At 66.4% G+C, this 20,805-nt stretch carries 17 protein-coding genes and 2 pseudogenes; 8 read left to right on the forward strand and 11 right to left on the reverse strand.

Annotated features, from left to right (window positions below; genetic code table 11):
* Nucleotides 1-214: 214 nt before the first annotated feature.
* From ACV22Z_RS31400 to ACV22Z_RS31430, 7 genes are all read right to left on the reverse strand, one after another.
* Nucleotides 215-895, reverse strand: a complete 681-nt coding sequence (locus ACV22Z_RS31400) for an NAD-dependent epimerase/dehydratase family protein (RefSeq protein WP_448080132.1) — start codon at nucleotides 893-895, stop codon at nucleotides 215-217.
* Between the two features lie 4 nt (nucleotides 896-899).
* Complete coding sequence (locus ACV22Z_RS31405) at nucleotides 900-1,757, reverse strand: SDR family NAD(P)-dependent oxidoreductase (RefSeq protein WP_448080133.1); 858 nt, start codon at nucleotides 1,755-1,757, stop codon at nucleotides 900-902.
* Nucleotides 1,758-1,980: 223 nt separating this feature from the next.
* Nucleotides 1,981-2,826: an SDR family NAD(P)-dependent oxidoreductase gene (locus tag ACV22Z_RS31410; RefSeq protein WP_448080134.1), complete on the reverse strand. Its 846-nt coding sequence runs from the start codon at nucleotides 2,824-2,826 to the stop codon at nucleotides 1,981-1,983.
* Between the two features lie 58 nt (nucleotides 2,827-2,884).
* Nucleotides 2,885-3,454, reverse strand: a complete 570-nt coding sequence (locus tag ACV22Z_RS31415; protein WP_448080135.1) for a TetR/AcrR family transcriptional regulator — start codon at nucleotides 3,452-3,454, stop codon at nucleotides 2,885-2,887.
* A gap of 248 nt (nucleotides 3,455-3,702) precedes the next feature.
* The gene (locus ACV22Z_RS31420; protein ID WP_448080136.1) at nucleotides 3,703-4,740 is read right to left on the reverse strand and encodes an alpha/beta hydrolase; all 1,038 of its coding nucleotides are present in this window, start codon (nucleotides 4,738-4,740) and stop codon (nucleotides 3,703-3,705) included.
* 43 nt (nucleotides 4,741-4,783) lie between these two features.
* Nucleotides 4,784-5,209: an organic hydroperoxide resistance protein gene (locus tag ACV22Z_RS31425; protein ID WP_448080137.1), complete on the reverse strand. Its 426-nt coding sequence runs from the start codon at nucleotides 5,207-5,209 to the stop codon at nucleotides 4,784-4,786.
* 220 nt (nucleotides 5,210-5,429) lie between these two features.
* Nucleotides 5,430-5,996, reverse strand: a complete 567-nt coding sequence (locus tag ACV22Z_RS31430; RefSeq protein ID WP_448080138.1) for a TetR/AcrR family transcriptional regulator — start codon at nucleotides 5,994-5,996, stop codon at nucleotides 5,430-5,432.
* A gap of 280 nt (nucleotides 5,997-6,276) precedes the next feature.
* Between ACV22Z_RS31430 and ACV22Z_RS31435 the strand changes: the two are divergent.
* The 5 genes and pseudogenes from ACV22Z_RS31435 (at nucleotide 6,277) to pal (ending at nucleotide 10,973) form a co-directional block, all read left to right on the forward strand.
* A pseudogene (locus tag ACV22Z_RS31435) lies at nucleotides 6,277-6,829 on the forward strand (toxin).
* A gap of 399 nt (nucleotides 6,830-7,228) precedes the next feature.
* Complete coding sequence (locus ACV22Z_RS31440) at nucleotides 7,229-8,497, forward strand: porin (RefSeq protein ID WP_448080139.1); 1,269 nt, start codon at nucleotides 7,229-7,231, stop codon at nucleotides 8,495-8,497.
* Nucleotides 8,498-9,050: 553 nt separating this feature from the next.
* Nucleotides 9,051-9,488, forward strand: a complete 438-nt coding sequence (locus ACV22Z_RS31445; protein WP_448080140.1) for a carboxypeptidase-like regulatory domain-containing protein — start codon at nucleotides 9,051-9,053, stop codon at nucleotides 9,486-9,488.
* A gap of 68 nt (nucleotides 9,489-9,556) precedes the next feature.
* On the forward strand, nucleotides 9,557-10,201 hold the full coding sequence (gene petA, locus ACV22Z_RS31450) for a ubiquinol-cytochrome c reductase iron-sulfur subunit (protein WP_448080141.1): 645 nt from the start codon (nucleotides 9,557-9,559) through the stop codon (nucleotides 10,199-10,201).
* A 280-nt stretch (nucleotides 10,202-10,481) separates the two neighbouring features.
* Nucleotides 10,482-10,973, forward strand: coding sequence for a peptidoglycan-associated lipoprotein Pal (pal, locus tag ACV22Z_RS31455; protein WP_448080142.1), 492 nt, complete (start codon nucleotides 10,482-10,484; stop codon nucleotides 10,971-10,973).
* Nucleotides 10,974-11,439: 466 nt separating this feature from the next.
* On the opposite strand, the gene ACV22Z_RS31460 is transcribed toward pal, so the two are convergent.
* Genes ACV22Z_RS31460 through ACV22Z_RS31470 form a run of 3 tightly spaced genes read right to left on the reverse strand, consistent with a single transcriptional unit; the run spans nucleotide 11,440 to nucleotide 16,270 of the window.
* Nucleotides 11,440-12,693, reverse strand: a complete 1,254-nt coding sequence (locus ACV22Z_RS31460) for a c-type cytochrome (RefSeq protein ID WP_448080143.1) — start codon at nucleotides 12,691-12,693, stop codon at nucleotides 11,440-11,442.
* Nucleotides 12,690-13,394, reverse strand: coding sequence for a (2Fe-2S)-binding protein (locus ACV22Z_RS31465; RefSeq protein ID WP_448080144.1), 705 nt, complete (start codon nucleotides 13,392-13,394; stop codon nucleotides 12,690-12,692). Before ACV22Z_RS31465 ends, ACV22Z_RS31460 begins: the two co-directional genes overlap by 4 nt.
* Entirely contained in the window at nucleotides 13,391-16,270 is a 2,880-nt protein-coding gene (locus tag ACV22Z_RS31470) for a xanthine dehydrogenase family protein molybdopterin-binding subunit (RefSeq protein ID WP_448080145.1), read from the reverse strand. The genes ACV22Z_RS31465 and ACV22Z_RS31470 overlap by 4 nt, the downstream gene beginning before the upstream one ends.
* Nucleotides 16,271-16,547: 277 nt before the next feature.
* Here ACV22Z_RS31470 and ACV22Z_RS31475 point away from each other — a divergent pair, with 277 nt between their 5' ends.
* The gene (locus tag ACV22Z_RS31475) at nucleotides 16,548-18,095 is read left to right on the forward strand and encodes a diguanylate cyclase domain-containing protein (RefSeq protein WP_448080146.1); all 1,548 of its coding nucleotides are present in this window, start codon (nucleotides 16,548-16,550) and stop codon (nucleotides 18,093-18,095) included.
* 301 nt (nucleotides 18,096-18,396) lie between these two features.
* Complete coding sequence (locus ACV22Z_RS31480) at nucleotides 18,397-18,669, forward strand: hypothetical protein (RefSeq protein ID WP_448080147.1); 273 nt, start codon at nucleotides 18,397-18,399, stop codon at nucleotides 18,667-18,669.
* Nucleotides 18,670-18,831: 162 nt separating this feature from the next.
* Here the strand turns inward: ACV22Z_RS31480 and ACV22Z_RS31485 are convergent.
* Nucleotides 18,832-19,230 (reverse strand): annotated as a pseudogene (locus ACV22Z_RS31485) (cytosine permease); the annotation flags it as partial.
* Between the two features lie 345 nt (nucleotides 19,231-19,575).
* Between ACV22Z_RS31485 and ACV22Z_RS31490 the strand changes: the two are divergent.
* Nucleotides 19,576-20,601: a succinylglutamate desuccinylase/aspartoacylase family protein gene (locus tag ACV22Z_RS31490; protein WP_448080148.1), complete on the forward strand. Its 1,026-nt coding sequence runs from the start codon at nucleotides 19,576-19,578 to the stop codon at nucleotides 20,599-20,601.
* Nucleotides 20,602-20,805 lie beyond the last annotated feature (204 nt).

Genomic DNA, 20,805 nt, shown 5'->3' on the forward strand with positions numbered 1-20,805 from the left:
ATCTATGTAGTAGCTTTTTAGAAATGTCGTGTTCTGGCTACTTAGAAATGTCGTGTTTTGACCTCGGTAAGCTATCCGGCCGCCGGTTGTCGGCGCCGGGAGCTTCAAAGACAGTTCGCACGCAGATGACAGCCCGCGGCCCGTGGATTCCGCGACATCGCTCCCCGAAGCTCCAGGCAGCCGCGCAACCGTCGCGCCTGTCCGTGCAACCGAGTCACACTTGCGCAGACGCCAGTCGGTTGATGTCGGCCGGATTCAAAATGAATCGCGGCACGCCCCGACGCACGGCGTTGAGCATCGCGTCGCCGACGATCCGGGTGGTCAGCACGTGATCCGGCGAGACGCTGCGGACCAACGTCAGAACAGGCTTGAGTACGGCATACATCCACCGATAGCTTGCGGTCCGAGACTGGATGCCGTCCTCGGGAATGATCGCCGACGGCCGGAAAATGGCCACCTGCCAGAACGGCATCCGGTGCAACGCGTTCTCAGTCTGCCCACGGACGCGCGCCCACATGGTCGTACCTTGCTCGCTGCTGTCCGCGCCGGCGCCGGACACATACACCATCGTCATGCGTTGATTGTTGCGGGCAAGCAGCTGTTGCGCGACGTGTAGCGTGAGATCGTAGGTCACCGCACGGTATGCGGCCTCGGACATGCCAAAGGACGAGACGCCCGCGCAGAAAAAACACGCATCGACCTGTTCGAAGATGTCGTCTGCGGCCTCGAAGCGCAGCAGGTCGGGCGTAACGAAGACCTTGATACGCGGATCCTCGTACCCCTGCAGCGCATGCCGGACGACCACGATAACTTCCGTGACGTCCGCCGCCTGCAGGCATGCACGCAATACCCCCTGGCCAATCATGCCGGTTGCGCCGATCAGGACGATACGCATGGCCTTACTCCGACGGCCATTCGGGCCAGGTGGCGCCGAAATCGGCGGCGACGGTGACCGGCTTCCAGCGTTGCATCGTCTCGCGACGCTCCTGCTCCTGGGCTTCGACGATCTGCCAGGCGTCCGAGCCGAGCACCAGCCGCGCGGGCACCGTTGCACGCGATGTGAGCGCCACGATCAGCTTCGCGATGCGCTCGGGGTCGCCCACTTCATGGCCGACGTACGTTTCCATCAGCGCCTTGAAGGCGGCCATCGATGCGTCGTAATCCTGAGGAAGGTTTGCCAGCTTCGTGCGCGCCTCGTGGCCCCACTCCGTGCGCATGCCGCCGGGCTCCAGCGTACAGATCCGGATCCCGAACGGCGCGACCTCCTTGGCGATTACATCGCTGAATCCACCCACGGCCCATTTGGCCGCCTGGTAGGCCGACAGACCCGGGGTGCTGATCCGGCCGCCTGCCGACGAAACCTGAAAGATGTAGCCGCCACCCTGCGCGCGCATCACCGGAATCGCCGCACGAGTCAGATTCACTACGCCAAAGAGATTGGTTTCGACCTGCGCGCGAAATGCGTCTGCCGGCACATGCTCGAAGGGCTGAATATGGCCGTAGCCGGCATTGTTGACCAGCACGTCCAGCCTGCCGAACCGGCGCACCGCTTCGGACACGGCCGCGTTCGCCTGCTGCTCGTTCGTGACGTCCAGTTCGAACGTGGCCAGTCGCTCGCCGTGGAGCGCCTGCCATTCGGCGAATCGCGCCGTGTCGCGCGCGGTTGCCAGCACCATGCCACCATCCTGCAACGCGGCTTCGAGAATGGAGCGGCCCAGACCTCGGGACGCACCCGTAATCAACCAGACTTTGGACATGATCGTCTACCTTTGACGTGCACCAATATGGGTGCCATGAGAGCGCGGGTGATCCTCGAACAATGCAGCATCGCCCGCAAATTCAGGCGTCTGTCGAATGAATCAGACGCGCGTTTCGTTTCTGCCGTGCGGCACGCTTCCGAGCACCCGCCCTGCTGCCGTATGCTCGTCGACAGCCGAGCACCGCGCTTTCGCAACTGCCCGCCGGGCCTTCCGGCAATGCTCACTCGGGCATGAAGCCGGCCTTGCCCTCGAACCTCACCGACTCGGCGAGCGCCTTTTGCGCCTGCAGCGCGGCCAGGCTTCGGGTATAGCTGGCTTCCAGTACCGCATAGGCATCCGCGCCGAGGACGGTGCGCAGCGGCGGCTCAGGCATCTGGCTGATCGTGTAGATGGCGTCCGCCATTTTCACAGGATCGCCCGAAGCACTCTCTTCGCCGTTTTCCTCGATCCAGCGGCGCAGCTTGCCGACTGCGCTGTCGTTGTAGTCGTCGAGTTGCCGGGTCCAGCGGATATTTGCCACGAAGCCCGTCTTGATCGAGCCCGGTTCGATGATGAGGGTCTTGATGCCGAACTCGGCCACTTCCTGGCTTACAGCCTCGGCAAAGCCTTCGAGACCGAACTTCGCCGCGTGGTACAGCGAGCCGCTCGGGAACGCTGCACGTCCGCCGACGCTGCTGACATAGATGAGCGTGCCGCTCCTTCTTGCGCGGAACGCACTGAGGAACGCGCGCGTGACATCGATCGGCGCCAGCAGATTCAGCCCGATCTGCTGCTGGATGTCGGCTTCGCTCATTTCCTCCATCGCGCCGATCACGGCGCCGCCCGCATTGTTGACGACGACGTCGACATCGGCATGTCGCGCCGCGACGGCCCCAACCTGGTCGCGGCTCGTCAAATCGACCGCCTCCACCTCGAGCTGATCCGGATAGGCCTGCCTCAATACCTGCATCGCGTCGACACGACGCACCGCTGCAACCACTCGATGCCCCTGGGTCAACACGTGTTCCGTGAGCGCGAGCCCCAGACCGCCGGACGCACCGGTAATGAACCACTTCTGACTGGACATGACGCCGTTCTCCTTGCGAATAATGAGTGACTACGCACTCAATAAAAACAGAAAATTTTTATGCCGTAATGGCCCGCCATACGACCTGGAATCCCAACTGCCGGTGACGTTCGGCGTCATCGGGGTGCTTGCCGACGTAGTCGATTGTAGTATCGGCAATGCCCTCGATCACGGAAAACAGAAAGGCGATCGGCGCATCCGCAAGCACACCATCGCGCACCGCGTCGTCCATCATCTGCGACACCGCCAGAAACGGCTCCATGCCCTGCGCCTGGGTGTCGTCCACGATCTGCCCGGATGCCGAAAGCCGGGCGACGGCAAGCCGCGCGGCCGAATGGGTCAGCCCCCAACTCACATAACGCTGGAAAATGTGCTCCATGCGGTGCCGGTAGTCGGCGTCGTGCGGAAAGTCCGGCATCATGACTTCCGCCAGGCCCCGCTTGAGGTGGAGATACAACGCCTGGAACAGCACGTCCTTGCTCTCGAAGTAGGTGAACAAGGTGCCCTCGGCTACGCCGGCACCCCGGGCAATGCTCGCGGTGGACGCCTGCACGCCTTGCTCGGCAACGGCCTGCGTTGCGGACAGCAGCAGCGCGTTGCGCTTTTCAGGACTCAAAGGACGTGCCATCGCGTATCTGCGGAAAGATAGAGTGAGTAAGCGCTCAATTATAGATGCTTTTCGAGATAGCGCAAGCAGGCAATGACCTGACCGGATCCCGTGTCGTCTGCCGACATGCGCAATCGTTGCCGCGGCTGGCCATACGGCAGGTGGTAGGACTCGGACGAAAATCCGACCTTGCGCTCTCCCCCACGCCGACAACGACTGACGGACGCTCACGCGATCGGCATCGCATGAGCGTCCGGCTATCGCTTACCTTACTTCAGACGCGTCGCCAGCTCGTTGGCCATCGCTTTGAGCGCTGCCTTCGTCGGCGGATCGTTGGCGAGCGCATTGAGCAACCCGAAGTCATGGATCGTGCCGTCGTACCGTGTCGTCGTCGCTTCGACCCCCGCCGCATCCAGCTTGCGGCCGTATGCCTCACCTTCATCGCGCAGCACGTCGAACTGAGCGACCTGGATTAGCGCCGGCGGCAGTCCCTTCAGCTGCGCGTCGGTCGCACGCAACGGCGACGCGTAGATGTCGTTGCGCTGCGTATCGCTCTTCGTGTAGGCGTCCCAGAACCACTTCATCATCGGCCGGGTCAGGAAATGATCCTTCTGGTAAGCGTTATACGACCCGTCGTTGAAGTTGTGATCGGTAACAGGCCACAGCAGCCCCTGGAAGCGGATTGCCGGCCCGCCCTTGTCCTTCGCCATCAGCGACACGACGGCCGCCATGTTGCCGCCGACGCTGTTGCCGACCACCGCGAGCCGGCTGCCGTCGACGCCGATCTCGGCACCGTGCGCGGCGACCCATTTCGTCGCCGCATAGGCCTGGTTGATGGCAACCGGGTAATGCGCTTCCGGCGACGGCGTGTAGTTGACGAACACGGCGACCGCGCCCGACTGGACGACGAGGTCGTGCACGAGCCGTTCATGCGTCGGAAAATCGCCAAGAATCCAGCCGCCGCCGTGGAAGAACATGAATACCGGTGGCGTGCCCGTCACGCCCTGCGGACGCACGATCGTAATCGGCACGCTGATGCCGTCCTGCTCGATCGTGCGGTTCGTGACGTCGATGCCGGACAGGTCGACTTTCGCGCCATTCTGCGCGTCGACAAGTACCTGGCGCGCCTTCGCTGGGGGCAGCGTTTCGAGGCCGGGCCCCTTCTGGCTGTTGAGCGCCGCGAGGAACTGCGTGGTGACCGCGTCGGGATGAACTGCCGTGGCCGGCTCGGCGGCGAATGCGGTCGACGCTGCCGCCGCAACGGTGGCGGCTGCTGCTGCGATCAGCAGGGGCTTGACGATTTTCATGATGGATTCCTGAATAGATGGGCGTGCGAGAGACCGGAGATCCTCAAACCAGCGTGAGCGTGACGTCGATGTTGCCGCGTGTCGCGTTCGAATACGGACACACGATGTGCGCGCGGTCGACCAGCGTTTGCGCAGTCTCGCGATCGAGGCCGGACAGCGAGATCTTCAGTTCCACCTCAATGCCGAAGCCGTTCGGAATCGCGCCGATCCCGACGCTGCCCTCGACAGACGCGTCCGCCGGGATCGCGATCTTGTCGCGTGCAGCGACGAACTTCATCGCGCCGATGAAGCACGCGCTGTAGCCGGCGGCAAACAGTTGCTCGGGGTTGGCGCCTGCGCCGCCCGCGCCGCCCAACTCGCGCGGCGTCGTGAGCTTCAGGTCCAGATTGCTCTCGGGCACCACGGCACGGCCGTCGCGGCCGCCGGTTGCCTTTGCGTGAGCACGGTAGAGAACGTTTTCGATCGACATGACAGACTCCTTTTCCAATGGATCAATCCAACGACAGTCAAATAAGGCCGGCACCTCGCCGGGCTCTTCGGTCGGCGCAGGATATCTATCTACATGTAGGTAGACACCCTGCCCCAAAAAATGCGGATGCCGAAGCGTCCGCCACAAGCAGCGTAGTCTATCTACTAGGAGATAGACTGAAAGTCCAAATAAAAGGCGGCAAGCCGCCCTTCCAACGTTTTCAATGCCCCGCTTTCCAGACCGCCTCGATATCTTCGAGACGCGCCCGGGTCTGAAACAGGCGGCTTGCCAGCACGCTGCCCTGATACGCCGCATAGAGTGTGCGTGCCGCGTTTTCCGGACTGCCGCTGAACGTCAGCGTACCCTCCTGCGCACCTTGCTTCAGCACATCCGCGAGCCAGTTCTCGTTGGCCTTGAAGAACGCCCGGACCGCTTGCCGCACGTTCTCCGGCAACGATTCGATATCGGCCGCGAGCATGCCGCACAGACAGATCTGGTTCCCGTCGCCGAGCGTCTTGCCGAACAGCTTCGTGTACAGGCTGAGCTTCACGTCGGCCGGCAGTTCGGGATCGATCAGGCGCATGGCCGCCAGCACCTCATCGCTGTATTCCCCGACCGCTTCCAGGACAAGGTCGTCCTTCGACGGGAAATAGTAGTGAATGCTGGACGTTTTCACGCCTATCAGATCGGACAGATCGCGATAGCTGAACCCGTTGTACCCACGCAGCATCATCAAGGTGATCGCGTGATCGAGAATCTGTTCGCGGACGGTCGGCTTCGTTTCCATGGATCGAACTATATCTACTGGTAGATAGACTGTCAAGCACCGCCAGCGGCAACACGACGGACATTCGAAAAGCCCGCGCGGCCCCGCTGCATAAGGGCCTTGCCGGGCCCCGCCAGTCACTGTGGCTGTTCTGGAGTCGCCGCTCTAACCCGGCGAGTGCCGTTCATCACGTCTCCATGATGCGGCGCGCGGCGAGCGCGGCCGGCGTGCAGGCGCCCGACAGCGACGCGGCGCCTGAGGCACAATACGCGCCGTCACAACTTGATCTCAGCGGGGACGCATGCGCTTCGTCGTCGTCGGAACAAGCGGATCGGGAAAATCCACCTTCGCGAGTGCGCTGGCCGCGTCCGCTGGTTGTCCGTACATCGAACTCGATCAGTTGTACTGGGGGCCCCGACTGGACAGCCGTTCCGCACGAACAGTTCGAGCAAGCGGTGCTCGCGGCGACGACAGGCGACCGATGGGTCGCGGACGGAAACTACAGCGCCGTGCGTGACGTGCTCTGGTCGAGAGCCACGCACATCGTCTGGCTCAACTTCGGCCGGTGGACGGTTTTCTCCCGCGTGCTCTGGCGCACGATAAGCCGAGGCATCATGCGCACCGAGCTTTCACACGGAAACCGCGAATCGCTGCGGATGGCATTCTGCTCCAGGGATTCGGTGCTTCTGTGGTCGTACACGACGTTCGATAAGAATCGCGTCAAGTTCGCAAGCCTGCGCGACGATCCGAAGTACGCGCATCTTCAGTGGACGGAGATTACCGAGCCGGCACGCACGAAGGCATTCATCAGGTTGCATGCCCGCGCCAGTCAACGCCAGTCAGCCGCTCGCTGAGCGGCCGCAACGGTTCGACGAAATCGTCGAGCGCATCGACGGTCAACGCCGCTTCGACGTGCCATACCGGCGCGAGCGCATCCGCGTCAAGCGCGCGACGGGCATCGGCCCCGGCCGCTAGTGCGTCGAGCAGCGCCGCTAGCGCGGCATTGTCAGCCGCGCCGGTACCGCACTTCTTCCCGCAGCCGGAAACGCGCACGTTCGGCTTGAACGAGATAGCGTGAGCGACCCGCGCGATTCTGCGCGATTCTGCGCGATCCTGCAGAGGACCTTTCCTGGGCAGCGCCTTAATCGGCGGTCACGCGATCTCCAATAATCGCGGTTCTGTCCGTCGGTCCATTCATTGTCCGCCGACGCGACAGGCTGGCATCCCGGCCGGATCGACCGACAAGAAAATCTATGCATTCCTACAGATATAAGAAAACACGCAACCACACCCTTTCCGAACGACTGACCACGATCGCCACCGTCGCCTGCGGCCGGCGTGCCGGCAGCATCGCGGGGACGATCGTCGTCGCGTGCCTGACCGGCTTCGGCGCGGGCGCCGCCAATGCGCAAAGCAGCGTCACGCTGTACGGCCTGATCGACACGTCGATCACGTACGCGAACAACCAGCGGACCCACGGGGCCGGTTCGCCGGGCAGCAGCAACTTTGCGATGACGAGCGGCGCGTTGAACGCGGCACGCTGGGGGCTGCGCGGCCGCGAAGATCTCGGCGGCGGGATGGCCGCCATCTTCGCGCTCGAGAACGGTTTCTCGGGCACGACCGGCGCACTGTCGCAGAAAGGCGTCGACATGTTCGGCCGTCAGGCGTGGGTCGGCGTCAGCTCGACAACGGCCGGCTCGCTGACGTTCGGCCGCCAGTACGACCTGATCCTCGATTTCGTGACGCCGCTCGGCGCCTCCGGCCCCGGCTGGGGCGGCAACCTGGCCGTGCATCCGTACGACAACGACGACTCGAACCGCAACATCCGCATCAACCACGCGGTCAAGTACACGAGCCCGACGTATCGCGGCCTGACGTTCGGCGCGATGTACGGCTTCTCGAACACGGCGGGCCAGTTCGGCAACAACGCGGCATGGAGTGCGGGGCTCTCGTACGCGAACGGGCCGCTGAAGCTCGGCGCAGGCTACCTGAAGATCAACCGGGACCGGAACACAGCGAATCCGGACGGCGCACTGAGCACCGTGGACGGCTCGGCGACGATCACGGGCGGCAGCCAGCAGATCTGGTCCATTGCCGGACGTTACGCGTTCGGGCCGCATTCGGTCGGCGCGGGATGGTCGCACTCCGCGACCGACGGCGTGACCGGCGTGCTGCAAGGCGGCGGCATTGCCGCGCTGAAGGGCAACTCGCTGGTCTTCGACAACTTCACGATCGACGGGCGCTACTTCGTCACGCACGCACTGAGTCTGGGCGCCGCGTACACCTACACGATGGGCCGCTTCGATTCCCGCACCGGGCAGACCCGCCCGAAGTGGAACCAGGTGGTCGCGCAAGCCGATTACGCGTTCTCGAAGCGCACGGACGCGTACGTCGAGGGCGTCTATCAGAGCGTGAGCGGCGGCAACGGCAACCCCGCGTTCAATGCGACGGTCTGGACCTTGACGCCGTCGGCCAACAGCAACCAGGTCGTCGTCGCGCTGGGGTTGCGGCACCGCTTCTGACCTGTCTCCCGGCGCCCGATGCATCAGGGCGCCGGCAGCCGGCCGCGCGGCGTTCCGTTGTCGTGCGGCCGGCTGCGCAGCGGGCCGATCGTCGCGCGCCCGCCGCTGTTTGCCGCGCAACGCCGTATCTGCCCGCCCCCATCCGTGGCGCGCGACATCTCCGGCGCGATGCGCCGGCCCGTGCCGCATTCATCCGATAAGTGCGCGCTTAAGCCTGCCTTAATCCTCGGCGCCTACGCTGGAAGTGTCGTACCGTGTCGCGGCAACCCCGCGCGGGTCGCGGACCGCCTTCGGCATCGTTCCTGACGGCAAACTCGACGCGTAGCAGGCATCGCGCCAGCCGGTGCGTGCCGCACGCTTTCATGGGGTCGTCCCCTGCTCTCGCCGCCGCTTGCGGCGCTACCGCTTCGATGCCCGGCCGCACATCCCGCCGCACACGCCGCCGCGCGGCTTGCTCAACGCCATCGTGAATGCATGTTCGCGCATGCGGACGCGAATCCAACGCGTATCCCCATGCCCGGTTCCGCATCTCGCAGGACAGAGGGAGGCAATCATGAAACCCCTATCGACATTGACGCTGGGTGTCGCGGTCGTGGCGCTCGGCCTGGGCGTTCAGTCCGCGTGGGCGGCCGACGATGAGTCGCTGCCGCCGCCCGCTCATGCGGGTCAGGTGACCTATGTGTCCGGCGGCATAGGCAGCGACCAGTCTGCCGCGATCAAGCAGCAGATGAGCCGCTATCCGCTGGTGCTCGAGTTCGCGGGCCGCGCCGGCAGCGGCTACAACGACTATCTTGCAGATATCCCCGTGAACGTGACGGACTCGCATGGCCGCCAGGTGCTGTCGACGGTCACGAACGGGCCGTTCCTGCTCGCGGCACTGCCCGACGGGCGGTACTCGGTGACAGCGACGTACAACGGTCAGACACAGCGCCGCAGCGTGCAGGTGCAGGCGACGTCGCACGTGCACGAAGTGTTCATCTGGAACATGTGACGGGTGGCGCGAACGAAACCGGTGCGACCGGCCTCGTGGCGCGATGATCCCGCTGGCGGAGCGAACGTATGGACGAGCAACCGCTTGAATCGCCGCCTGGGCAATCGCCTGAAACCGTCGACGTGATGCGGCGCAGGTGGCTTATCGCGACGACCGTCACGGGCGGGATCGGCTGCGCCGCAGCCGCGTTTCCGTTCGCGGATTCGCTGTCGCCGCCGGCCGGCGCGCTTGCGGCCGGTGCGCCGGTCAGGGTCGACATCAGCCGGCTGTCCGAGGGCAGCATGATGACGGCTGCATGGCGCGGCAAGCCCGTGTTCATCGTCAACCGGTCGGGCGCGATGCTCGCGGCCGTCACGAGGGCGGCGCCGATGGTCGCCGATCCCGACACGCGGCACCCGTTCTCGATGCCGCTGCCGGACTACTGCAAGAACGCATATCGCGCCCGCGCGGACCATCGCAACCTTCTCGTTGTCGTCGGCGTCTGCACGCATCTTGGCTGCACGCCGATTCCGCGCTTCCAGCCGGGGCCGCAGCCGAACCTGCCGGACGACTGGCCCGGTGGCTTCCTGTGTCCGTGCCACGGATCGACCTACGATCTCGCGGGGCGCGTGTTCCGCGACAAACCGGCACCGCAGAACCTCGACGTGCCGCGCTACATGCTCGCGTCGCCGACCGAACTGGTGATCGGGCAGGATGAGCACGGCGAAGCGTAGCGGAGTTGCCCGGCTTCGCGCATACGAGCGCGGTCTGCACCGAAGCCCGGCCATGTGCTGCCGCGCGAGCACGAATCGCGCAACGGATGCGGCGAAAGTGGTTACGTTGTGACATTTTTCCTAAGCTGTCTGCAGGGATTCATGCACTAAGCGAGCTGGGCGCGACAATCTTTCAATTCCCTTCTGTCTGCTGACGCGACCCCGTCGGGCCCTGGGCCTCGGGGGGATCGCGGGCGCGCACACGCGAGCTTTCAACGCAGTCAACCGCAGGAGACGAACGATGAGCAAAACGAACCGATACGCGGTGATCGTGGTCCTGGCACTGCTGGGCGGTTGCCACCACGCGGTGAAGACGCCGGAGAATGCCGGCATGAATCCGAACGCCGCGAACCAGGCCGTCGTCACGACGGAAGCTGACGAGCTCAACAATCCGAACAGCCCGATCGCGAAGCGGAGCGTGTATTTCGATTTCGACAGCAACGTGATCAAGCCGGAGTTCCAGACGCTGATTCAGGCGCATGCCGATTACCTGCGCCGCCACCCTGCGCAGCGCGTGCTGATCCAGGGCAATACCGACGAGCGCGGCACGTCCGAATACAACCTTGCGCTCGGGCAACGCCGCTCGCAAGCCGTCATGAGCGCGCTCGTCACGCTCGGCGTGCAGGAGACGCAGCTCGAAGCCGTCAGCTTCGGCAAGGAAAAGCCGGTGGCGACCGGCCACGACGAAGCGTCGTGGGCGCAGAACCGCCGCGCAGATCTCGTCTATCGCTGATCGAATGCAGCCGGAACCCGCGCGCGACACCCTCCTGCCCGCTTTCGACCCGGACGCCAACCGCCATCCGCCGATCGCGCGACATGACATGGAATAAGCGGGCCGCGCCGAACGTTTCGTGTTCTCGCGGGCATCGTGTGCTGCCCGGCCGCACCGGTTCGCCGAACGGTACGGCTTGGCCGCCTGCCCATCGATAGGAGGTAGAGATGAGATCGACTACGTTGATCGCAGCCGTGGTCGCGGCGCTGGCGCTCCTGCTGTCCGCAGGATGCATGTCGGACAGCGGTGGTTCACAGAACCACGCCGTCGGCCGTTATGGCGGAGGCGGTGCGGGTGGAGGTGGCGGGGGCGGCGGAGGTGGTGGCGGTGGCGGCGGCTACTGACCCTTCGGCTTTCGCCACGCGGGACGCCGCGCACCAGCGCCGGAAACCGGCGCGTCGTTCCGCGACGCCCCGCCCTTTCCTCGTCAGCGCATCGCCTTCACGTCGGCCGGCGTGACGCTGGCCGGCTGCCCGCCCCACGTCGCACGCAGGTAGTTCGCGAGCTGCGCGAGTTCGTCGTCGCTCAACGTTCCCGCAAAGCCCGCCATCGACTGCATGTTTTCGACGCCGGCGAACTTCTGCTCGTCGATGCCGTCGAGCATCGCGACCAGCAGGTTGCGCGGATCGCCCTGTCGCACCGTCGAGTTGCCGTTCATCGGCACCGCGACGTGCGGCTTGCCGTCGCCGTTCAGTCCATGACAGCCCGCGCAGACCGCGAGATACACCGAGCGGCCCGCCGCGAGCTGCGCGGCGTCGGCCGATACCGCCTTCACCGGTTGCGGCGCCGGCGGCGTGTCGCCGAGCAGGTACACGGACAGCCCGCGCAGGTCGTCCTTCGTCAGGTACTGCGTGCTCAGGTGCACGACCGGGTACATCTCGCCGAACGCGGAGCCTTGCGGCGCGATGCCGACGCTGAAGAACGTCTGCAGGTCGGCGCCCGTCCAGCCGCGCGCGGCGAGGCCCGCCGGCGTGATGTCCGGCGCCGCGACGCGGCCCAGCGCCGCGCCTGCGAACGGCTTCGCGCCGTCGAGCTGGCCCGTGACGCTGCGCGGCGTATGGCATTCCGCGCAGTGGCCGAGCGCGTTCGCGACATAGCGGCCGCGCTGCCAGTCGGCGGACTGTCCGGTCGACGCATCGGCCAGGCTGTCCTTCAGGAAGAACAGATCCCAGATCGCCATGCCGAACCGCAGGTTGTACGGGAACTTCAGCTCGTGCGGACGGTTTTCCTGCGCGACCGGCTTGACCGACATCAGGTACGCGTACATCGCGTCCGTATCGGCGCGCGTGAGCTGCCGGTACGACGTGTACGGCATCGACGGATACAGCCGCTTGCCCGGCGCTTTGCCGTCGTGCAACGCGGCGTAGAAATCGTCCGCGCTCCAGCCGCCGATCCCGTGATCCTTGTCCGGCGTGATGTTCGAGCCGTAGAACGTGCCGTACGGCGAATCGAGCTTCGCGCCGCCGGCGAACGGCGCGCCGTCCTTCGCGGTGTGGCACGCCGCGCAGTCGGCGGCCTTGACGAGATAGCGGCCGCGCGCAATCTGGTCGGCCGCCGGCGCGGCGGCGGCCGTGGTCGGCGCGTCGTGGCCGCCGCAGGCGGCGAGTGCCAGTGCACAGGCGGCTGCCAGCGCGGGCACGCGCACGGCGCGCGCGACTCGATGGGCGAATGTGCGTGTCATGCGGCGTCCTTCACGAGTCCCGGCGTCGTCAGCACGACGTCCTTCACCGCTTCGTAGTAGCGCACGTAGCCCGTGCAGCGGCAGATGTGCGCGTCGAGCGCCTCCGTGATCGTGCGTTCGACGTCGGCCTTCGCGACCGGCTCGCGCTTCAGCCGCTCGATCAGCACCGTGGCCGCGTTCACGAAGCCCGGCGTGCAGTAGCCGCACTGGAAGCTGAAATGTTCGAGGAACTTCTGCTGGATCGGCGACAGCTCGACCACTTCGCCGGCATCGTTGCGCTTCGCGTGGCCTTCGACCGTGCGGATCGCGCGGCCGTGGAAGAAGTGCGCGCCGGTGATGCAGGTGCGCACTTCCTCGCTCGTGCCGTCGGGCTTGTCGAGGATCACGACGCACGCGTGGCAGATGCCCTGCCCGCAGCCGAGCCGCGAGCCGGTCAGGCCCGCGTACTCGTGCAGGAACTCGATCATCATCAGCCCTTCGGGCACCTGCATCGGGCCGACGGACTTACCGTTGATGCTGACGGACAGCGGCTTCGGCTGGAACCGGACGAGCGGACGCTGGACGGGCGCGGCAGCCGGTGCCGGTGCGGCGGCGGATGCCGAGACCGGCGCGCTGGCGCCACCGGTGGGCGTGGCGGCGGCCGGAGCGATGGCGCTGGCCGCCGACGCGGCGGCTGACGTGGCGGTCTGTGCGGTCGTCATGCGAGCACCTCCTGAATCTTTTGCGGGATCACCGGCAAGTCGGTGAAACGATGGCCGATCGCGTGCGCGATGCCGTTCACGATCGCGCCGACGACCGGGATCATCACCACTTCGGCGACACCCTTCGGCGGATCGGTTTCGGACAGCGGCGGCAGCACTTCGCCCGTCTGCGTCCACACGGCGACGTCGGACGCGCGCGGCAGCGTATAGCGGTTGAAGTTCCACGTGCCGTTGCCGGGGCCGTCTTCGTACAGCGGCAGGTATTCGTGCAGCGCGTGGCCGATGCCCATTGCGAGGCCGCCCTGCAACTGGCCCGACACGAGCTGCGGCGAGATCTGGTTGCCGCACTCCATGATCGAGTGGTGCGTGAGCAGCTCGACCTTGCCGGTCGCTTCATGGACGGCCAGCTCGACGAGCGTGCCGACCGCCGTGTAGTACGTGACGGCCGCGTTGTTGCGGCTCGTCGGCGGAATGAACACGCGCTTGCGGTCGAGCACGCGGTAGCCGTTCGCGGTCGGCGGCAGCGTGCCGCGGATCGCGGTCGCGCCGGCCGGCGCAGCGGTGCCCGGCACCGGCCCGTTCGCGTCGCCCGTCTTCGGCGCGCCGATCCGCAGCGACAGCCCGTCGATCGGCAGACGCTCGGTGGCGCCGCCGATCTCGAACTCGGCGTCGGTCCACTGCCAGCGGTTGAACACGTGCACGACGGCGCCGGTCGGCAGGCCGAGCGCATGCGCCTGCTTCGCAAGCTGCTCGAACGTCAGCGGCTCGAGGCCGTCGGCCGTCAGCTTGCCGTCGACCCAGCGCGCGTCCTCGACGCGGATCGTGTACGGCGCAGCCTGGCCGCCGCCGAGGCCGCGCGTCCAGATCGACATCGCCGCCGGCCACAGCCCGTAGCTGAACACCGCGCGCGCGGCTTCGCGCGTGCTGTGCGTGAAGTAATACGCGGAGTTCGTCGCGCTCGACGGCGACGCGTAGCTCGGCGACCAGCGCGGGTTCGCGCTCAGCTTGTCCTGGTCGGCCTGCGACATCAGGTACGGATCGCCGCTCGTCTCGACCGGCAGGTCCGGCCAGTCGGTCAGCGCGACGCGCACGTCCGTCGCCGGGCGGCCAAGCCATTTCGCGACCGCGACGGCCTGCGACGTCGACATCCCGGTGCCGATCTCGGCGGCCGTGTGATGCAGCGTGACCTGGCCGTTCTCGTCGAACTCGACCTTCGCGAACGACGCTTCCGCACCGGTGCCGAAATCCTTCTGCACGCACGCGAAGCCGACGCCGTAGCGCTGGCCGGGATGCGCGGCCTCGAATTCGGCCTTGCGCGCGGCGCGGCGCGTCCACAGCGGATGCTGCTTCGCGCGTTCCAGCACATCGTCGACGCGCAGCGCGCCGGCGGGAATCGCGCCTTGCGTGTTCTTCATCCCCGAGCGCAGCGCGTTCTTCAGGCGGAACTCGATCGGGTCGAGCTGCAGCTGCGCGGCAATCTCGTCGATCGCCATCTCGGTTGCGGCCATGCTCTGCAGCGTGCCGTAGCCGCGCGCGGAGCCGGCGTCGATCGCGCGCGACGCGATTGCGACCGCCGCGAGATCGCTCTTCGGGAAGTAATAGATCGATTGCGCGGCCGTCGCGCCGACCATCGCGACCGACGGCGAGAAGTTCATGCGGCCGCCGCCGTTCGCCTCGAAGTCGCCCTTGAACGATTGCAGCATGCCGGTATTGCGGTCGACCGCGATCCGGTAACGCATCCTGAACGCGTGACGCTTCAGCGACGTCTGGAACTGTTCGAAGCGGTCGTTCGCGAAACGCACCGGCCGGCCGTCCGCGTACAGCGCGCAGACGAGCCCGTAGAACGGCACGTTGCAGTGGTCCTTCGACCCGTAGCCGACCGTGTAGCACGGATGCACGAACAGCTTCTTCACCGGGAAGCGGCACTTTGCGACCATCGCCGCCGCGTTTTCCGCGACTTCGAGCGGCGACTGGGTCGGCACGACGAGGTGCAGCGACTGCGTCGCGGCGTCGTACCAGCAGTTCGCGTTGTCGGGTTCGAGCGCCGACGTGTCGACCGACTGCGTGTTGTACTCGCGGTCGAACACGAGCCAGTCGGCCGACGGATGGTCGATCTCGTCGGCGATGCGCGCCGCATGGAACATCCCCTGCTCGTCGAGCTTGCCGTGCTCCTTGCCGTCCGGCCACACCGGCAGGTGCTTGCGCATCATGCTCGGGAAGATCGGCGCGTCCTTCAGGCTCGAGTAGACGTCGTCGTCGTACGCGGTCTTGCCGCCGACGCGCACGTAGCGGAACGTGCCCCACGGGTCGCGCTCGAGCGGGCCCGTGACCGCGCCGTAGCGGATCACGTCGTCGCGGAACTTCAGCAGGTTCTTCGCGAAGCGGAAGCGCGCGAAGTCGTGATAGATCAGGATCGCGACCGCATGGCCGAGATACGCGGGCGTCTTGCCGGCGGGCAGCAGCATGTCGTCGCCGTAGAACGTCGGGAACGCGACGCCGTCGCGCGCGAGGTCGTCGGCGGTGACGATGCGGTCGGGCTGCAGGTCGTCGCCGAGCAGCGACAGGTCGAAACCTTCATAAGTGCGGTCGGCCTGCGTCGCGCGCAGGATCAGCGCGTGCGACTGCTGTTGCGGCCAGTGCGGCATGTCCGCGGCGCGCACGTCGCGGGCGAAGACTTTCGAGCCGGTGACCTTGGCAATGCCGTCGATGCGAAAACGCGGAATGCCGGTGACGCTATCCCATTTGACCGGTGTGAGGAGTTTTTCTTCGAAGAGTGCTGCGAATGCGCGGCTGCCGAGGGGCGCGACGTAGACTGCGACGCCCGCCAGCACGCTGGCTTTCAGAAAACCTCGCCGTGACAGGCCGTGGTTTTTCATGGGGGGACCTCCTGGTGCGGCTCGCGACGGCGAGCGGACGTCGCGGCCTTCGGAGCGGCGCGCATTCTGGCATCGTTTGCCGTATGGCGGCTATAGCATTTCTCGCATGTATTACTTATTGGAATGCATATAACGCGATGCAGACGGGGGGCGGCGTTTATCGTCCGACCGGTCGGCAATGATTCATGGTAATGTCTTGCGCATCCGGCCCACCGGTTTCGCCCGCAACGATCCGCTGCGGGCGCCGCCAGCGGTCATCGTGTCGAGGTCATCGATCATGGCAGTCAGGGCATCTCTCCTGCACTCCGTTCTCGCCACCCCTCCTTCCGGCAATCACCGCGTGACGGCGGCGATGCGCCCGTCCCTGCTCTCCACGCTGTTCGAAGACATCCGGCCGATGTTCCTGTCGGGCCTCGCGAGCAGTTTCGTCGCGGCGGTCGCGCTGATGCGGCTGCAGCGAACCTGGTGCCTGCTGTGGCTGATCGCCGATCTCGGCCTGCTTGCGGCAAGGCTGGCGATTGCGCGCGCCTACGTCGTGCACCGCAATGCCGGCGACCCGCGCACCGAATACTGGGCGACGCACTACGCGCCGGTATCGCTCGCTGCATGCTTCCTGCTCGGCCTCGGCACGATGGGCTGCCTGCAGGCCGTCGACGTCGAGCTCGGCACGCTGTCGGTGATGGTCGCGGGCGGCGTGTTCGGCGGGATCGGGTCGCGCAATGCTGCGCTGCCGCGCCTCGCGATGACGCAGATCACGCTCGGCGTGCTGCCGATCGGCGTCGGCGCGCTGCTCGCCCCGCGCAGCGGCGCATGGCTGCTGCTGCCGCCGGTCGCGATCTACCTCGTCGCGATGCGCACGGTCGTCGAGCGCCATTACAAGGTGCTGGTCGCGCTGCTGGCCACGCGGCAACGCAATGCCGAACTCGTCGCGCGCTTCGACGCCGCACTCACGCACATGCCGCACGGCCTGTGCATGGTCGACGGCGAGAACCGCGTGATCGTCGCGAACCGGCGTACCGCGCAACTGTTCGGCTCGCCGCGCGAGATCATGCTGAACACGCCGTTTCCGGACGTCGTCGCGGCGCTCGGCACCGGGCTGGCCGCGGAGCCGGACGACAGCGAGCTCGCCGCGAAGTGCCGCGGCTGGCTGTTCCGCGAACCGGTGCCGTTCGAGATCACGCTCGCCGACGGGCGGCAGCTCGAGATGACGCGTCACCAGGTGCCGGACGGCAGCGCGGTGATCATCGTCGAGGACGTCACCGATCGCCGCCGCGCGGAGAAGCACATCCGCCACCTCGCGCGGCACGATGCGCTGACGGGCCTGCCGAACCGGCGCGAACTCCACACGGAACTGAAACGCATGCTCGCAAGGCGCGCGCGGCGACACGGCATGGCGCTCGCCGTCATGTATCTCGACCTCGACGGCTTCAAGGCGATCAACGACCGCTTCGGCCATCACGCCGGCGACGACGTGCTGACCCAGGTCGCCGCGCGCCTCAGGAAGACGCTGCCGCCCGGCGAGCTGGCGGCGCGCATCGGCGGCGACGAGTTCATCGTCGCGATCGACGACACGACGATGGCCGCCTGTTCGGCCCTCGCCGAGCAGATCATCGAGCAGATCTCCGTGCCGTATGGGCTGGCGATCGGCGAAACGGTGAGCCTCGGAATCAGCATCGGGATCGCGTTCGGCGGTGGAGGCGAAACGCCCGAGGACCTGATCCGGCAAGCCGACAGCGCGCTGTACGACGCGAAGTCGTCCGGCAAGGGCATTTACCGCTTCTATTCGAACGGCAGCCGTAACGTCGCGCCGGCCGCCGCCGGTTGAGCGCGGCGCGGGCGGAACGCGCGAGCGCTTCTTCCTTCCTTCCTTCCTTCCTTCGTTGTTTCCGGCATTCGGTTGCGCGGCCGGCTTTGACCGGTTTCATCCGCGCTACATTTGATGCGCCGCACGCGGGTGACGACGGCCGTGTCACGTTACATGTTCCGTAACATCGGGCAGATCGAGCGAATCGGGCCACGCAATTCGCGGCAGAACGCGGCACGATCGGCGCATCGGCGGGTTATTCCAGGCTGGCACCCTTATTGCTGTTCAACGGGTAACAAAGAAAACACCCGGGGAGCGCAACATGGACACCGTCGAAGTCATCAGCCGTCACGAGCCGATCAGCGAAGCCAGCGTGATCGACGGCGCGACGCTGATCAGGCGCCTCACTTCCTTCCGCCGTCCCGATCCGCGCGAAGCGGCATGCGTGACGAACCCGCCGCTGACGCTGTACGGCGCGTATCGCCAGGGCGTCGAGGACTACGCCGCGCGCCGCGCGAATCCGTATCGCGCGGGCAGCCGTTTCTGGGCGCTGTGGGAGGAAGGACGTATCGAGGCTGAAACCGACGGGCGCTGACGTCCCCGCGCCGCGGTTCCCCGCTGTTCGTTTCGCGGCGCGGGCGGGCGCCGGCACGGCCGGTTCCGGCCCGCCTGCCCGCGTTACCTGGATGAAACACGAGCCGGGCTCTCCGACGTCATTCCGCGTCGCCGAGTGAAACACGAGCCTTGCTCACCGATTTCATTCCGCGTCGCCGAGCGGATCGGGCAGGATCAGCCGGTCCGGCGCGCTCGACCGCGACAGCCGTGACACCGCGTAATACAGCATGCCCGGCACGACGATGCCGACGATCCACGATACGTCGACGCCGCCCAGCGCATCGACCCACGGCCCCGTGTAGAACCCGGTCGCGACGAACGGCATCTGCACGAGCACGCCGATCACGTAGACGGTCATGCCGGCAAGGTTCCAGCGGCCGTAGCGGCCGTTCGGATCGAACAGCGCGGGCACGTCGTAGCGCTCGCGCGTGACCCAGTAGTAGTCGACGAGATTGATCGCGCTCCACGGCGTGAAGAACACGAGCAGGAACAGCAGGAATGACGAGAACGCCTTCAGGAACGTGCGGGCGATGGTGGCGAGCGGGCTCGGCGTGTCGCTGCTGATCACGCAGAGCCCGGCGGCGACGCGTTCGCCGCTCGTGGTCGAATGTCCGATCCGGGAATCGACCGTGACCCAGCCGCTCGTGATCGCGCGGCCCGCGCGGGCCGCACGCACGCGGGCGTCCGAGCGCATGGCAGCTTGCGTGCGCGATGCCGTGGCCGAGGCGATGCAGGCGCGTGCGGGGCGGTGAGTGTCGTGGCGCGCGGCCGTCGGCTGCACGTCGCGGAGCACACGTCGCCAGCGTCGCGTCGCCGGCCCGCGTCACCGGCCGTCCCTGTTTCCCGATAAGATTGGGCATCCCATGACCGTCATCCGTCCCCGACCATGACTGCCCCTCTGCACGGCCGCAACCCGATCCACTGCGAAATCGACCTCGACGCACCCGGCAAGCACGCCGGCTACCTGCGGCTGCCGCATTCGGTGCACCGCTCCGCGTACGGCTGGCAGCCGATTCCGATCGCGTCGATCCGCAACGGCGACGGCCCGGTTGCGCTCGTGATGGCCGGCAACCACGGTGACGAATACGAAGGCCAGATCATCGTGTCGCAGCTGATTCGCGAGATCGAGCCGGAGACGGTCACAGGGCAACTGATCCTGCTGCCGATGGCGAATTTCCCCGCGGCGGATGCGGGCCTGCGCGTGTCGCCGCTCGACGAAGGCAACCTGAATCGCAGCTTTCCCGGCGACCCGGCCGGCACGCCGACGCAGATGATCGCCCACTACATCGAGCATGCGTTGCTGTCGCGCGCGCAATATCTCGTCGATCTGCATTCGGGCGGCAGCTCGCTGCTCTATCACGGCGGCAACATGCTCGCGATCGATCCGCTCGACGCCGACGAAGCCGCAAGGCTCAATGCGCTGCTGGTCGCGTTCGGTCTGCCGAACGCGTTGCTGCATGCGCCGAACCCCGTGCATTCGGCGTCGGCCGCGCGCCGGCAAGGCGCGATTTCAATCGTCACGGAACTCGGCGGCGCAGGGATGGCCGATCCGGCGATGGTGCGGCTCGGCCGGCACGGGCTGCTGCACTACCTCGGCTTCATCGGCCTGCTGCATGGCGCGCTCGTGCCCGACGCGCCGCCGACCGTCACGCGTTTCATGCGCGTCGACGGCGACCGTCATTTCGTCTATGCGTACGAACGCGGGCTGTATGAGCCGCTCGTCGAGCTGGGCGACCAGGTGCGCGCCGGGCAGCCGGCCGCATGGATCCATTTTCCGGACACGCCGCTGCGCGAGCCCGTGCTGTGCCGGTTCAAGGGCGACGGTGAAGTCGTCTGCAAGCGCGTTCCGGCGCAGGTGCAGCGCGGCGACTGCCTGTTCCAGCTCGCGGAGCCGACTGCCGCGCCGGCCTGATACGCGGATGCGCCCTGGTATCACGCGTCACCCACCCCGCGTCACCCGCAACACATCCCACATCGCGTGCAAGCCTTCTGACGCACGCAGCGAAATCCATATCGCAATTGCTTCGTTCGCCTTTGCCGGTCGCGGCAGTAACGTGTTCGAAACCGCAGCGGCCGCCAGCCCACGCTTCAAGCCCGGCCTGCTCCGCTGCTGCAT

It is taken from the genome of Burkholderia sp. PU8-34, from assembly GCF_053427725.1.